The organism is Rudaea sp. (genome assembly GCF_057139185.1).
The window spans coordinates 83,775-97,964 of record NZ_DBNHDN010000026.1; the positions used below are offsets into that span (position 1 = coordinate 83,775).

The following is a 14,190-nucleotide window of genomic DNA, read 5'->3' on the forward strand; positions in this document are numbered from 1 at the left end:
TCGCCAAAAAAAAGGCGGCCCGTCGCCGGGCCGCCGCATCTGCGCAGCCCTATTTCTTCGGCGCAGAATAGGTCAGTTCCTCGTTGTAGCTGTCGATGTGCGAGGACGAATCCTTGATCGACTCGCCGAACGATTTGCGCAACGCATCCGCATCGGCCTTGCCGTAGACTCCTTCGACCATTTTCCACAGCGGCGGATTGGGCTCCGCGCCCACGTCGGCCCAGTTTTTGTTCGGCAGCAAGACAACGTAGTCCGGCGCACCGACGTCGCCGCGGCGTACTTCGAACGTGCGGAACGGGCTGGACCAACCGCTCTTGTCCGCGGCTGCGGCAATCTTCTTCACGGCCCCCGTGAACGCCTCGTGTGCGTCGCGTCCTTCCTTCACCGTGAAAAAGATGACATCGATCAGTTGCGGCACCGCATTCTTGTCGCCGCCTTTCGGTTCGTGGCTCATGTCTGCTTGCTCGACCATGAAGGCGCTGGTTTCGCCTTTCAGATGCGCGTTGGCCTTCGTGCGCCACGTCGAATCGCAGGGCTTCATCTGCGTATGCATCGTGTCGAAATCGGCCCAGGCAACGGGGCCGGCGATGTACGAGTACTTGTAGGTGTTGCCGGTTTCATGTCCCCACGCGACCCAACTGTACTTGACACCATGTTCGCGCAGGCATTGGTTGAATGCCTTCACCGCAGCCTCGTAGGCATCCTGATCCGCTGGCGCCACCGTATCGGTGTAATCGCGATAGACATTTGCCTTGTTCGCATCCGCTGCGTGCACCCCGGTGGCAGCGAAAAGCACGAGCGCCGACACCACGCAAGTCGCATTGATCTTCACGTGAACCTCCCAAGTTGAGTTGGCGAAAAGGATCTCCGCGCGAACGCTCGCGCGAAGTGCGCGGAGTATGCGCGCAATTGGTTGAATGTGATACACATCACGAAATTTTCCGGACCTTCCTGCCATCGCCCGACGAAAGCCGCGGCCGAATCCGCAATGCTCCGGGCGTCGTCGGCATCCCAGGCAACGTCGGTGCGGACCACAGCCTTGCGATCGGCCCGGCAATCGCCGGCATCGGCCTGCCCCCCCGGCCACGGTCCCCATGCTGTCGCTGGTCATGGGCCGGCCGCTCGCACCCGCCGTCGACACGAAATCGACCGTGCTTCCGTTGCTGTCGTTGTTCGCCGCCGCAATTGTGCTGGGGAACGTGCACATCACGATGCTGCCAGGCGGCATCCATCGGGCGATGTCCGCCGCGTACCCATTGTTGCGCTTCGTGCCATGAGGGGCCGAAAAGCGATGCCCTTATTCCGGAAATTTGAATTTTCTGTGGAGTCCGACCGGAACGGTGCCCCGATCCATTGCCAGGCGACACGAATACGCCGAGCATTCGGATCGTCAGCATTCCGATGAGATTCTCGTGCACGATTCCTCTTTTCCCGCCTCTTCGCACCAGCGCCGCCGCCTGCTGAAAGCGGCCGGCAACGCCTTGCTCGCCGCGCCGTTGCTGCCGCTCGGCGGCTGCGGCACGACCACCCCGACGGCCGCGAAAGCTCCGCGCTGGGCCAGCGGCGGCACGGCAAAAATCGGTGGCGCGAAACGGTTCCCCGACCCGTTCGGGGCTTTCGACCATGCGTGCACGCTGACCTGCGCGGCCACGATCGGCCCATGCCATGCGCTCTCGCCGGAGCGCCTCGATGTCAGCGACGGATGGAACGGGTTGCCGCTGCGCCTCGCCTTGCGCTTGGTCGATGTCGACTGCCGGCCCGTGCCGGATGCGATCGTCGAGATCTGGCATACCAACTACACCGGCGGCTATTCCGGCCGGATCGCGCCGATGTGCAACAACAAGCGCGCCGACCTCGATCAGCGTTTCTTCCGCGGCTACCAGCGCAGCAACGCGCAGGGCCGTGTCGATTTCGACACCTGTTATCCCGGCTGGTATCGCGGACGCGCGGTGCACATCCACCTGCGCGTGATGACCGGCGAGTACCAAGGCGACGATGGCGCACCGAGCAGCGTGACCACGCAATTGCTGTTCGCGGACGCCATGAACCGCGACGTGTTCACCAGCCATCCGTTGTACCGCCCCTACGGCGAGCCAGATACGATGCTCGACCAGGACGGCGTGATCGGCGCGGAGACGGACAAATCGCCGTACCTGTTCGACACGCGCCGCATGGACGACGGCGTCCTGTTTGCCTCGAAGACTCTCGTCCTGCGCACATCGCCAGCCGATGTCGTCTGCGAGGCGAAGGGCTTGATGCCGCCTCACGGCCCGGGCGGCCCGGGGCGGTCCCGACAGACCACCGCCGGGTTTTCCGCCGCCACTACACCGGGGTGAGTACGCGACCCATCCGGGGTTCGATCATTGACCCGCCGCCCTCTTCACGAGCGTACTGATCTTCGCCTCCACCACAGCGGTCAACTCCTTCAACGCGTAAGAGGTCGGCCACATCGCACCGTCATCGAGCATCGCCTTGTCATTGAAGCCGAACGTGGCATAACGATCGCCGAACTTGCCCGCGTCCTTGAAAAAGCAGACGACCTTTTCGTCCTTCGCATAGGCGGGCATGCCGTACCAGGTCTTCGGCATCAGCGCCGGTGCCGCGGCAGTGATCAAAGCGTGCAGACGCTTGGCCATGGCGCGATCGGGTTCCTTCATCCTGGCGATCGCGGTCAGTACGGCGCGCTCGCCTTCCTCGCGGTTCTTGCTCACGCGCGCTTCCGCTTTCTTCTCCTGGATGTAAGCCTTCATCGCGGCGCGTTCGTCGGCGGAGAACATTTCGGACTTCTTGCTGGTAGTAGCGGTGCTCTTTGCGGACTTGCCCGCGCTTTTCTTCGCAGTCGTGTTCATGAAGATTCCTCGTGTCGACTCGATTGGAAAATCTCAGCCGCGTTCCTGCACGCGCAGCAGATTGCCGGCGGGATCGCGCACGGCACAGTCGCGCACGCCGTACGGTTGCAGGGTCGGCTCCTCGACCACTTCGGCGCCGCTCGCCTGAATGCGCTCGAACGTCGCATCGAGGTTCGGCGTGGCCAGCAGCATGATCGCGTAGGTGCCCTTGGCCATCATCTCGGCGATGGTGCGCTTCTCCTCCTCGGTTACGCCGGGGCTCGCAGCCGGCGGAAACAGCACGATCGAGGTGCTGGGCTGATCGGCCGGGCCGACCGTGATCCAGCGCATGCCGTTGTAGCCGACATCGTTGCGCACCTCGAAACCGAGCGTGTCACGGTAGAACGCCAGCGAAGCGTCCGGGTCGGTGTGCGGGAGGAAACTCGAATAAATGCTGATGCTCATGGTGGTGGTACCCGCGGTTGGAAACGAGCCGTCATGCTATTCCCGACTCGGGCTCGGGCGCTTCTTGATTCCTGATCGGTTGCGTCCGCCGCGGTCGCGTCACCAGCCTTGCGACACAGGACGGCATCCCCGCCGTCGCCTGCGTGGCCACCTGCCGATAGACGCTGGGCGACACGCCCGACAGTTCGGTAAAGCGCGTGCTGAACGTGCCCAACGATGCGCAGCCGACGGTGAAGCAGACTTCGGTGACACTGAGATCACCACGACGCAGCAGCGCCATCGCGCGCTCGACGCGCCGCGTCATCAGATAGCTGTACGGCGACTCGCCGAACGCGAGCTTGAACTGGCGGCTCAGATGCCCGCCGGACATGTGCACGCCACGCGCGAGATCATCGACGTTCAGCGGCTGCGCGTACTCGCGGTCGATGCGGTCGCGCACGCGGCTCAGGCGCGCGAGGTCGCGCAGGCTGTGCGTGTCGGTTTTTCCGGCCATGCGCGGCATCGTCCCACGCACTGCCATGGCGCTCAAGCGTGAAAACGGGATTGTTTCGCGGTCGTCCCTGGAAGCGCCCTGCCTTCTGACGAAGGTCGTTCAATCCAGCAGGCGGCGAAGTGCCGCAGTGCGCGCATCCGCGGAACGGAATCCCTGCGCCAGGTCGAGATACCGGTCGCGATCGACGGTAACCAGACGCGTCGCACCGGCCGCTTCCGACCAAGCCCCTGCGAGCGACGCAAGCGCCGCTGGCGCATCGCGATGCAGCCCGAGCAACACCTTCCGCGCGGCATCGCAGGAGATGCGGCCACCGTTGCGACACACTACCGGCCCCGGCGGAATCGGCGGCGAGCGCCACAACTCGCGCAGGCTGGATGCCAATTCCGGCTCGCGAGCAAGCGCTTCTCGCCACGGCGTGTCAGCCAGCGCCGCCACGTCCACCTCGCCGGCAAGCAGTGCGGCGAGCGCACCTTCGTGACTGCCTGCGTAGTTCAGCGCGGCGTAGTCGCCACTGCCACCGAGTGCCGCCAGATGCAGGTCCTGCACGAGCCCGCCAGACGTCGAGCCGCGCAAAGCTTGGGCCAAGCGCCAGCGCTGCGGCGTCTGCGCAAGTGTGGTGGCATCAACGGGGCCGGAGGCAACTCTTGCCAGCAATACGCCGCGGTAGCGTTCGGCGGTCCTGGGCGGTACCTCGAATACCGCGGCGGCCTGCGCGTCGCCCGCATCCAGCAAGGCAAGTCCCGCAAAGGTGTTGGTAACCGCGAGATCCGCGGCGCCGGACCGCACCGCGTCAACGAGTGCGCGGGGCGATTCGTAAAGGCGAACCACCACCCGCGCCTTCAGCCGCACGGCGAGGACATCGGCCAGCGGCTGCAACGCGGCAGCACGGTCGTATTTCGGATAAGCATAGGTTGCCAGTACAGCAATATCACGGGCGTGCGCACTCTCACCGTCGACAGCGACGCCAGTCGCAAACAGAACAAGCAGAAGCATGGCGGTGCAGTGAAGCAGATGTCGTGATCGCATCGACGTCTCCTGAAACGATCTTGGGAAAAACTACCGCGATGCGGTTCTTTCAGGCGACCGCGCACCGTGGGATGTCCATTCTCCACGTGTTCCGGCTCGGTGCCCAACAGTATGCCGAGACTCGATTCGGAGCGCGCGGGCTTCGCTTCCTTCGACGCCTGAACTTCAGCAGGCGGCACCTCATTGGCGGACCACCATAACCGTTTCCCATCGCAAAAAGCGACCCTGCCGTTCGGATCAGGCCAGTCGGCACCGCGCAGACTGGCGCGACTTGCCAGCAGCACAACGGCTAGGACCCGGCCGATGCCGGTCGGGGGCCGCAAGCAGTGCTTGCGTGCCACGCCAAGTCAATTGCCTCCGTTCTTCAGACTGCACGCAACCGCGACGGTCAGTTGCGACTGTCAGCCCTTCTGCCGCAATGCCTGATTGACAACCTTGCGGATCAGGCTCGAATAGGCGATGCCGGCCTTCAGTGCCGACTGCGCGAGTTCGTCGTCCCTGGCGATGCACGGATTGGCGTTCGGCTCGATCACGTAGACGTTGCCGCCCGCAGTCACGCGCAGGTCGAAGCGCGCGTAGCTGCGCAAATTGAGCGCGCGATAGGCGCGCTTGCACACCTCATCGATGCGTTTTTGCAGTTCCGGCTCGATCGGTCTCGCATCGTGATTGCTGATGCCCCAGCGCTTGCGGTATTTCTCGTCCCACTTGGCCTTGTAGGTGGCGATGCGCGGCTCGTCCTCGGCCATGTCGCCGAAGGTCATCTCGCGTGCAGGCAGCGTGCGCAGCGCGCGATCGCCGATCACGCTGACGTAGAGTTCACGCCCTTCGATGTATTCCTCCGCGATCGCATCGAGGGTCATGCGCTCCTGGATCATCTTGATGCGCGCGAGAAAGCCGGCCTCGTCGTCGACGATCGAGGCCTGTGAAATGCCGCGCGAGGCTTCCTCGGTCAGCGGTTTGATGATGCACGGCAGCTTCAGCAGTTTGGGCAGCCACACCTTGTGGCCGCGGTAGAACGTGTGGAAGCGCGGCGTGCGCACGCGATGGAAACGCAGGATCTTCTTGCACAGCCCCTTGTCGTTGCACAGGAACACCGCGCTCGAACTCGCTCCGGTAACCGGTACGTCGAGCAGTTCCATCGTCGCGATGACGTTCTTGTCCCAATGCGTGGCGTTGTTGTAGGTCTCGCACAGATTGAAGATCACCTCGGGCTTGAAGTCGCGCACCGCGTCGAGCAGTGGCCGCACGTCGTCGAACAGGCTCAGACGCCGCACCTCGTAACCGGATTCGAGCAGCGCCTGATACACGTCGTTCTCGGTATAGCTGCCGTCGGGGTCGGCGAATTCGGCGGCAAAGTCGTAGTCCGGCGGCACCGAATACGGCAGATCGAACACCATCAGTACGCGCGTGGCCATGCTCAGAGTTTTCCTCGCAACCGCGTCGTGTAGCGATAGTTCATCATCAGCGTGGTCAGGTAGGTGGCGAGTTTCAGTACCGCCACCGTGTCCGCCTCATCGGTGACCAGGCGCAGCGCGCGGCTGCGCTGGAGCACCGCCTTGTAGACTTTGTTGACCATGTAGCGCCGCTCGCCGCTCCAGTTGGATACTTCGACCAGCAGCGCCTTGCGTTGCGCCTGCAGCAGCTTGGCCACCGAACGCCGTGTCTCGCCGCTGGCCTTGCCTTCCACGAACATGCGGCGCAGGTTGTCGTCGTGGAACTCGGGAAAATCCTCGGCCTCGGCCTGGCGTCGCTTCCGGTAGTAGCGATCGAGCGTGCTGCGGATCGCGCCGGCTTTCCACAACTGCTTGCCGCTCGCGCGCAGCGGCGGCTTGCCGGCGATGTCGGCCATGAGCCTGTCGACGAACAACAGCTTGTCCAGCGCCTTCCATCCCGCGTATTTCCTGCGCCAGTCCAGTCCCGGCGTCAGCCAGACAGCGAACGTTTCGACGAAATCCTCGTCCGGGTGATACTGCGCGTAGTAGTAGTCGAGATGGCGCACATAGCTCTTGCTGTACGGACGATAGCGATACGTGTCGCCGTATTCCTCGGACGAATGCCCGAACACGCGCTGCCAGCTGCGCTTGCGGTTGAGATCGTAGGCGTAGGTGAGCGCATGGCCGCATTCGTGGCGCAGCAGCTTCATGCACGTGTCGTCGGTATCACCCTCGGCTTCCAGCATCATCTTGCGCTGCAATTCGATCAGCCGCGGATGCGCGAGATAGAACGGGATGCCGATCACCGGCTCGCCTTCCGGTGTCAGCCATTCGTCGGCGAGATAGCACCGTGGTCTGAAAAAGATGTTCTTCGCGGCCAGCTCGGCGTAAAGCTGCGCGATGCGCGCCTCGAGCCAGGTGCCTTCGATGCGCAACGGCAGCTCGGACAGGCGCAACCCGAGCAGTTTGTCTTCCGGAAGCGTCACCAGATCGGCCGAATCGATCCGCATGGTCGCGACGTCTTTCTGGTCGGGCATGCGGAATAGTGTACTCTTGGCTGCATCGCGGCGTGTATCGCGACAGGTCGCATCGCACAACCCACCACCAAACCGGAGATCGATTTGAAGACGCTGCTCGCCATCCTGCTTGCCGCCGGTGCGATCCAGAGCGCGCCCGCCCCGACCCAACCCGCTGCCGCAACGTCAGCGTCGTCTCCGCTGCTCGGCACCTGGGCCGTCGACGTCTCGCGCCTGCCGATGCCGCCGCAAGCGCGGCCGAAGAGCGTCACCATCACCTTCGGCGACGCGGGCGACGAGAAGTGGAAGATCGACGTGAACATCGCCAACGCCGACGGATCGACGATCGACACCTACGGCACGTATGCCCTCGACGGCACCGCCGCGCGCGGCCACGGCAGCACGATCGAAGCCGACACCGGCGCCATCAGGTTGCCGGCGCCCAACGTCCTGGTTGTGGGGCTCGGCAAAGACGGCATGCCGGCGTCGACGCGCGTCTACACCGCCAACGCGGACGGCAAGACCCTGGTTGAAACCGCGGTCAACCACAACGGCGTTCCGGTGATGCGCACGAACTATTTCACCCGGGTTCGCTAGCGGCGGCGGGAAACCCGCTGCGCTGCCCGGATGACTCCAATTTCCCCGGGGCCATCCCACCCATGCGGTGGCTTCAATCTTGCCCCCGTCCCGCCGCTGCTTGCCATCGGTCTCGTTGCCATTTTCCCGGCGGGATTGAAACGTGGCGCGGACAGGCGGCGGAAAAGTCGCCGCCTGTGATTTTCGATCGCGCCAGCGCTCGTCCGCAATGTGACCGCCATGATCGACGGCCAAAAAAAAAAACATCCCGGCTTGCGCCGGGATGTTGTCATCGAGGAGAACGATCAGGCCGTCGCCGGGTTGCCGTTCAGTCCTTCCGCAACCGGTTTCGCCGACTCGGCGTGATGGTCGGCCGCGATCATCATGTAGAACGCGGGCACCACGAACAACGTGAACAACGTGCCTATCGCAAGGCCCGAGGAGATCACCAGGCCCATCGCGAAACGACCCGCCGCGCCGGCACCCGAGGCGATCACCAGCGGGAATACGCCGAGCACCATTGCCGCGGTCGTCATCAGGATCGGGCGCAGGCGCACGCCGGCCGCATGCTGGATCGCTTCGAATTTGGTCATGCCCGCGCGTTGCGATTCGTTGGCGAACTCGACGATGAGGATGCCGTGCTTCGACACCAGGCCCATCAAGGTGACAAGACCGACCTGGGTGTAGATGTTCAGCGACGAAATCAGGTTGACGAAAATCAACGCGCCGAACAGCGCCATCGGCACCGACACCAGAATCACGATCGGATCGCGCAGGCTGTTGAACTGCGCGGCCAGCGCGAGAAATACGATGATGACGGCAAACAGCAAGGTCGTGCCGAAGCCGCCGGATTCCTGCACGAACTGGCGTGAGGGTCCGGCGTAATCGACCGAGTAGCCGCTCGGCGCGGCTTCGCTGATCGCATCGCGGAAGAACTGTAACGCCTCGCCCTGCGACATGCTGCTTGCGCCCTGGATCGTCGCCGAGTTGAGCTGCTGGAAATGATTGACCGAACGCGGCACGACCTCATGCTTGATGCTTGCCACCGTCGATGCCGGAATGACCGAGTCGCCCGGCCCTTTGATGTAGTAATCGAGCACCTGATGCGGATTCAGGCGATCGACCTGCAACATCTGCGGAATCACCTTGTACGAGCGCCCGGCAATCGAAAAGTAGTTGACGTAGCCGCCGCCGAGTGCGGCGCCGAGCGAGCTGCCGATGTCCTGCTGGGTCAGGCCGAGGGTGGTGATCATGTCGCGATCGACCTCGACGGTGGCTTGCGGCTTGTCGATCTTCAGGTCGGCGTCGACGAACCAGAACTTGCCCGAGTCCTGCGCCTTGTGCAGCACCTTGGTCACCACGTCGTTCAAGTTCTGGAACGGCTCGGTGGTCTTGATCACGACCTGGATCGGCGCGCCCTGCGCACCGGGCAGCGCGGGCAGCGACATGACGAACACGGTCGCACCGGCAATACTCGACCACATGTGCTGCAGCTCCAGCTGCAACTGATGCGCGGACTTCGTGCGCTCGCTCCACGGCTTGAACGCGATGCCGCCAAAGCCGGTGCCGGGCGTCGTGATCTGGAACATCATGTCGTATTCGGGAATCTTGCTGCCGGAGGCGAACATCTCCGCGGAATACTTGAGCATTTGGTTCGAAGTCGCATTCGGCGGACCGTTGAGCGCATAGAACAGGAAGCCCTGATCTTCGTCCGGGGCGAGTTCCGACTGCGAAGTCATGCCGAGCAGGAAGGTCGCGCCGAACAGCATGATGCCCATCACGACGATCACGACCCACGATTCCAGCGCGCTGCGCAGCACGCGCGAATAGCCGCTGTGAACCCGGTCGAACACACGATCGATCGCCTGCACGAAACGGTTTCCTTCGTGCTCGCCCTTGAGGAACTTCGCGCACATCATCGGCGAGAGCGTCAACGCAACGATGGCCGATACGGTGACCGCACCGGCAAGCGTGAACGCGAATTCGCTGAACAACGCGCCGGTCAACCCCTTCTGAAACCCGATCGGCACATACACGGCAACAAGCACGACGGTCATCGCCAGAATCGGCCCGCCAAGCTCGCGCGCGGCGAGCAATGCGGCCTCGAACGGCGACTTGCCCTCCTCCTTCATGTGCCGGTCGACGTTTTCAACAACGATGATCGCATCGTCCACGACGAGACCGATAGCCAGCACCAAAGCAAGCAAGGTCAACAGGTTCATCGAATAGCCGAGCGCGAGCATGATGAAAAACGTGCCGATCAGCGACAGCGGCATCGCGATCACCGGGATGATCACGGCGCGGAACGAACCGAGAAACAGGAAGATCACCACCGTGACGATGATCAGTGCTTCGATCAGCGTATGCACGACTTCGCTGATCGAGGAGCGGATGAACGTGGTCGAATCATAGACGACCTCGCCGTGCAGGCCAGCGGGCAACTGCGCGACGACGCCGGGCATGGCGTCGTGCACGCGCTGGGCCACGTCGAGCACGTTCGCTTCGGGCGCGACCTTGATGCCGACGAACAGCGCCTGCTTGCCGCTGAATGCGACGTTGGCATCATAGTCTTCCGCACCCAGCACGACGTTGGCGACATCGGAAAGACGCACGATCGCGCCGTCCTTCTGCTTTACTGCGAGCTGCTTGAATTCCTCGACCGAATGCAGATCGGTGCCCGCGGTCAGGTCGACGCTGACCATCTGGCCCTTGGTCGCGCCAACCGCGGCGAGGTAGTTGTTCGAACTCAGCGCGGCATACACGTCGGCCGCGGTGACGCCATGCGCGGCGAGCCGGGTCGGATCCAGCCAAGCACGCAAGGCGAACTGGCGCGTGCCGAACAGCTCTGCATTCTGCACGCCTTCGATCGACTGCAACTTGGGCTTGACCTCGCGCACCAGATAATCGGTGATGCTGTTCGGCGGCAACACGTCGCTGCGGAAGCCGATGTACATCGAATCGATCGACTCGCCGACCGCGACATTCAGCACCGGCTGCTGCGCCTGCGGCGGCAGCTGGTTGCGCACCGAAGTCACCTGCGTCTGAATCTGGGTCAGCGCGCGGTTCGCATCGTAATTGAGCCGCAACGTGGCCGTGATCGTGGACACGCCGCTGACCGAGGTCGAGGTCAGGTAGTCGATGCCCTGCGCCTGCGCGATCGCCTGCTCCAGCGGCTGGGTGATGAATCCGGCGACAGTCTGTGCATCGGCACCGTAGTAGGCCGTGGTCACGGTTACGGTCGCGTTTTCGGTTTTCGGGTACTGGCGCACGACGAGGCTGGTCGCGGCCTTGATGCCGAGCACGAGGATCAACGCGCTGACGACGATCGCGAGTACGGGCTTCTTTATGAAGGTGTCGGTGAAATGCATGGTTTGATTTCTCGCTACGCTCGATGGAAGGGGCGATCGTGTCGCCTCGCGAAGGGAACGGACGTTACGCCTTTCCCACTCATCGCCTGCCCGCAGCTTCGGGCAACCTCACGCTGCTCTGCTCAGTGTTCCTGCGGTTTCGGATTCGCCGCATCCGCCGGCAGCACTTTGTTGTCGACCGTTACGCGCACGCCGTTTTTCAGCTTGATCTGCCCGCTGGAAACGACCTCCGCACCTTCGTCGAGGCCCTTGGTGATCGCCACCTGATCGCCGCGCACGCCATCGGTGGTGACAAAGGCCTGGGTGACCACGAGCGCATCGCCGGGAATCGGCGGCGCACCGGAAGGCGCCGTCGCCTCGGGCTGCTTGCCGCCGTCACGCTTCACCTGCTCGGCCGCGGCCTTGTCGGCGTCGGCTTTTTTCGTGACGACGTAGACGGTTGCGCCATACGGGTTGTAGACGATCGCGGTTTGCGGCAGCGTGAGATATTTCGTCTTCGCGCCGGCGTCGATCGTTACGTTCGCGAACATTCCCGGTGTCAGCAGTTGGTCGGGATTGTCGACCTTCGCTTCGATTTGCACGTTGCGCGTGGCACCGTCGACCTTCGGATCGATCGCCGAGAGTTCACCTTCGAAGTTCTTGTCCGGGTAGGCGTCGAGATTCAGGATCACCTTCTGCCCGACATGTACCGTGGCGAGATCCTTCTGCGGCAGATGGAAATCGACGAACACGGAATCGGTCTGCTGTACGGTGACGAGCGCCGTGCCCGAGTTGACGTAGGTGCCCGGCGTCGTCGTGATGATGCCCGCACGCCCGGAGAACGGCGCACGCAATTGCTTGCGCTGCACGTTGACATGCTGCTGCGCAACCGCGGCCTGTTTGGCTTTCAGGTCGGCAGCCGTCTGATCGTAATCGGCCTTGCTGATCGCCTGCACCGCAAGCTGCTGCCGGGCGCGATCGAAGGTGACCTGCGCCAATGCAGCCGCGGCCTCGCGCTGACGCAGCTCCGCAACGTCTTCGCTGTCGCGCAACTGCACGAGCACCTGGCCTTCCTTTACTTCGTCGCCGGACTTCAGATTGACCTTGGTGACCAGACCGGCCAGATCGAACGCGAGATCGGCACCGCGCGCCGCGCGCACGCTTCCGACCGCCTTCAACTGCGGTTGCCACTCCTGGTACGCCGCTTTTGCCGTCGTAACTACGGCGGGCGGCGGCGGCTTCATGCCTGCGAGCATCCTCATCACCAGCATCACCTTGATGCCCGCGATCAGCGCGATCAGCAGCAATACCGACAGAATCATTACGACCATCTTCCTGGTCGTGCTCCATTTTTTCTTTTCGACAATGGCCATAGGTCTTCGTCCAGTCTTTCGTCGTTATTTCGTTGTCGGTTCGTTGGCGGCAAGAGGCGTAACGGAATCACCCTTCCAGCCACCGCCGAGCGCCGTGTACAACGCCGCGGTGTCGGCCAGGCGCGCCGCGCGCGCCTGAATCAACCCGAGCCGTGCCTGTTGATACTGGCGCGTTGCATCGAGCTCCTGCAGATAACTCGCCGCACCGTCGTGATACTGGACACGTACAAGTTCGAGACTCTTCGACGCCGATTGCTCGGCCTGCGCCTGCGCCTTGAGGTTGTCCGCGTCGAGTTCGAGTGCGCGCAGCGAGTCGGCGACGTTCTGGAACGCAACCAACACGGTCTGCTGGTAGTCCGCCGCGGCCTTGTCGAGCCCGGCTTCGGCCGCACGCTTCTGCGCGCGCAGCGAGCCGCCGTGGAAAATCGGCTGCAGCAGATTCGCGCCGATGCTCCATGCCTTGGTGCCACTGGCGAACAAATCGCCGGAATGCAACGCGGAAGAGCCAAGACTGCCGCCCAGCGTGACCTGCGGAAACAGGTTGGCGGCGGCAACACCGACATGCGCGGTCGCCTGATGCAAGGTCGCCTCCGCCGCGCGCACGTCGGGCCGTTGCCGCGTCAGCGTCGACGGCAGCGATACTGGCACCCCACGCGGCAGGTTCAACGCATCGAGATCGAGTGCGGAAAATTCGGTCTGCGACGGGAATTCACCGAGATAGACGGCGAGCTGAGTCTGCGTCTGCGCAAGCTGCTGACGCAGCGGCACCAGCGTGGCTTCGGCCGCCGCGACCTGGGTGCGGACCACCAGCACATCGGCCAGCGACTTCGCGCCGATCTCGTGCTGCGCCTCGACCAGCTTCAACTCCTTGTTGTACGCAGCGATGATTTCCCCGGTCATGCCGATCTGGCCGCGCAGCGAGGCTTCGCGAAAACTCGCAGTAGCAACGTTGGCCGCCAGCGTCAGGTAGGTGCCTTCGAGCTGGAAGCGCTGGTAGTCGATCGCCGCGGTCTGCACTTCGACACCGCGCCTGACCGCGCCGAACAGGTCGAGCGTGTAGTCGACCTTCACTCCGGCGTTGTACAGCGTGAACACGCTCGGTGCGACCGGACCGGTGGAGCCGACACCCAAGCTGTTCGCATTCGCGCGCTGTACTCCGACGTTGGCATCGACGCTCGGCAACAGCGAACCGCGTGCGGCATTCGCGTTTTCCTGCGCCTGGCGCAGTGCCGCCTGCGCGGACGCAACCGTCGGGCTGTGCGCCAGCGCCTGGGTGATGCGGCGGTCGAGCTCCGCGTTGCCAAAACCGGTCCACCATTGCGCAGGGACATCGGCGCCGGCGACGAAACGCTGCGCATCACCGGTCGGTGCCGGCGCCTGCGAGGTCACCGCGGGCAGTGCGTCCTTGCGGTACGCCTCGACCGCAGGTGCCGCCGGCGGGTGAAAGTCCGGTCCGGCCGCGCATCCCGCCAAGCCGGCGAGCAAAGCTCCGCACAGCGCGCCGCGGCGCGCATTCGCGTCTTTCAGGGTCATAACGAAATCCGAATATTTTGTACTTATGCGTTCAATAATAGACGAAGCGCGGATGAGTCTCAACAAGAGTGGACGAATCACTTCGAAAATTTCCCGACTG

At 63.5% G+C, this 14,190-nt stretch carries 13 protein-coding genes; 3 read left to right on the forward strand and 10 right to left on the reverse strand.

The window, feature by feature from the left end:
- Window positions 1-49: 49 nt before the first annotated feature.
- Window positions 50-832 (reverse strand): hypothetical protein, encoded by a 783-nt coding sequence (locus tag AC16HO_RS08980; RefSeq protein ID WP_395642718.1) that lies wholly within the window; start codon window positions 830-832, stop codon window positions 50-52.
- A gap of 262 nt (window positions 833-1,094) precedes the next feature.
- Between AC16HO_RS08980 and AC16HO_RS08985 the strand changes: the two genes are divergently transcribed.
- Entirely contained in the window at window positions 1,095-1,277 is a 183-nt protein-coding gene (locus tag AC16HO_RS08985; RefSeq protein ID WP_395642719.1) for a hypothetical protein, read from the forward strand.
- A gap of 135 nt (window positions 1,278-1,412) precedes the next feature.
- Window positions 1,413-2,336 (forward strand): dioxygenase family protein, encoded by a 924-nt coding sequence (locus tag AC16HO_RS08990; protein ID WP_395642720.1) that lies wholly within the window; start codon window positions 1,413-1,415, stop codon window positions 2,334-2,336.
- Between the two features lie 24 nt (window positions 2,337-2,360).
- On the opposite strand, the gene AC16HO_RS08995 is transcribed toward AC16HO_RS08990, so the two are convergent.
- From AC16HO_RS08995 to AC16HO_RS09020, 6 genes are all read right to left on the reverse strand, one after another.
- Window positions 2,361-2,849: an iron chaperone gene (locus tag AC16HO_RS08995; RefSeq protein WP_395642721.1), complete on the reverse strand. Its 489-nt coding sequence runs from the start codon at window positions 2,847-2,849 to the stop codon at window positions 2,361-2,363.
- A 33-nt stretch (window positions 2,850-2,882) separates the two neighbouring features.
- Window positions 2,883-3,293: a VOC family protein gene (locus AC16HO_RS09000; protein WP_395642722.1), complete on the reverse strand. Its 411-nt coding sequence runs from the start codon at window positions 3,291-3,293 to the stop codon at window positions 2,883-2,885.
- Window positions 3,294-3,324: 31 nt separating this feature from the next.
- Complete coding sequence (locus AC16HO_RS09005; protein ID WP_395642723.1) at window positions 3,325-3,786, reverse strand: helix-turn-helix transcriptional regulator; 462 nt, start codon at window positions 3,784-3,786, stop codon at window positions 3,325-3,327.
- Between the two features lie 99 nt (window positions 3,787-3,885).
- Window positions 3,886-4,812, reverse strand: a complete 927-nt coding sequence (locus tag AC16HO_RS09010; RefSeq protein ID WP_484335388.1) for a phosphate/phosphite/phosphonate ABC transporter substrate-binding protein — start codon at window positions 4,810-4,812, stop codon at window positions 3,886-3,888.
- Window positions 4,813-5,213: 401 nt separating this feature from the next.
- Complete coding sequence (locus tag AC16HO_RS09015) at window positions 5,214-6,227, reverse strand: D-alanine--D-alanine ligase family protein (protein ID WP_395642725.1); 1,014 nt, start codon at window positions 6,225-6,227, stop codon at window positions 5,214-5,216.
- 2 nt (window positions 6,228-6,229) lie between these two features.
- A complete protein-coding gene (locus tag AC16HO_RS09020; RefSeq protein ID WP_395642726.1) occupies window positions 6,230-7,282 on the reverse strand; it encodes a putative zinc-binding metallopeptidase in 1,053 nt (350 codons plus the stop codon).
- Window positions 7,283-7,366: 84 nt separating this feature from the next.
- On the opposite strand from AC16HO_RS09020, the gene AC16HO_RS09025 reads away from it, so the two are divergent.
- A complete protein-coding gene (locus AC16HO_RS09025; RefSeq protein WP_395642727.1) occupies window positions 7,367-7,858 on the forward strand; it encodes a hypothetical protein in 492 nt (163 codons plus the stop codon).
- A gap of 284 nt (window positions 7,859-8,142) precedes the next feature.
- Here AC16HO_RS09025 and AC16HO_RS09030 read toward each other — a convergent pair whose 3' ends face one another.
- The 3 genes from AC16HO_RS09030 to AC16HO_RS09040 form a co-directional block, all read right to left on the reverse strand.
- Window positions 8,143-11,205, reverse strand: coding sequence for an efflux RND transporter permease subunit (locus AC16HO_RS09030; protein WP_395642728.1), 3,063 nt, complete (start codon window positions 11,203-11,205; stop codon window positions 8,143-8,145).
- A gap of 122 nt (window positions 11,206-11,327) precedes the next feature.
- On the reverse strand, window positions 11,328-12,557 hold the full coding sequence (locus AC16HO_RS09035; protein WP_484335389.1) for an efflux RND transporter periplasmic adaptor subunit: 1,230 nt from the start codon (window positions 12,555-12,557) through the stop codon (window positions 11,328-11,330).
- A gap of 24 nt (window positions 12,558-12,581) precedes the next feature.
- A complete protein-coding gene (locus tag AC16HO_RS09040) occupies window positions 12,582-14,090 on the reverse strand; it encodes an efflux transporter outer membrane subunit (RefSeq protein WP_395642730.1) in 1,509 nt (502 codons plus the stop codon).
- Window positions 14,091-14,190: the final 100 nt, after the last annotated feature.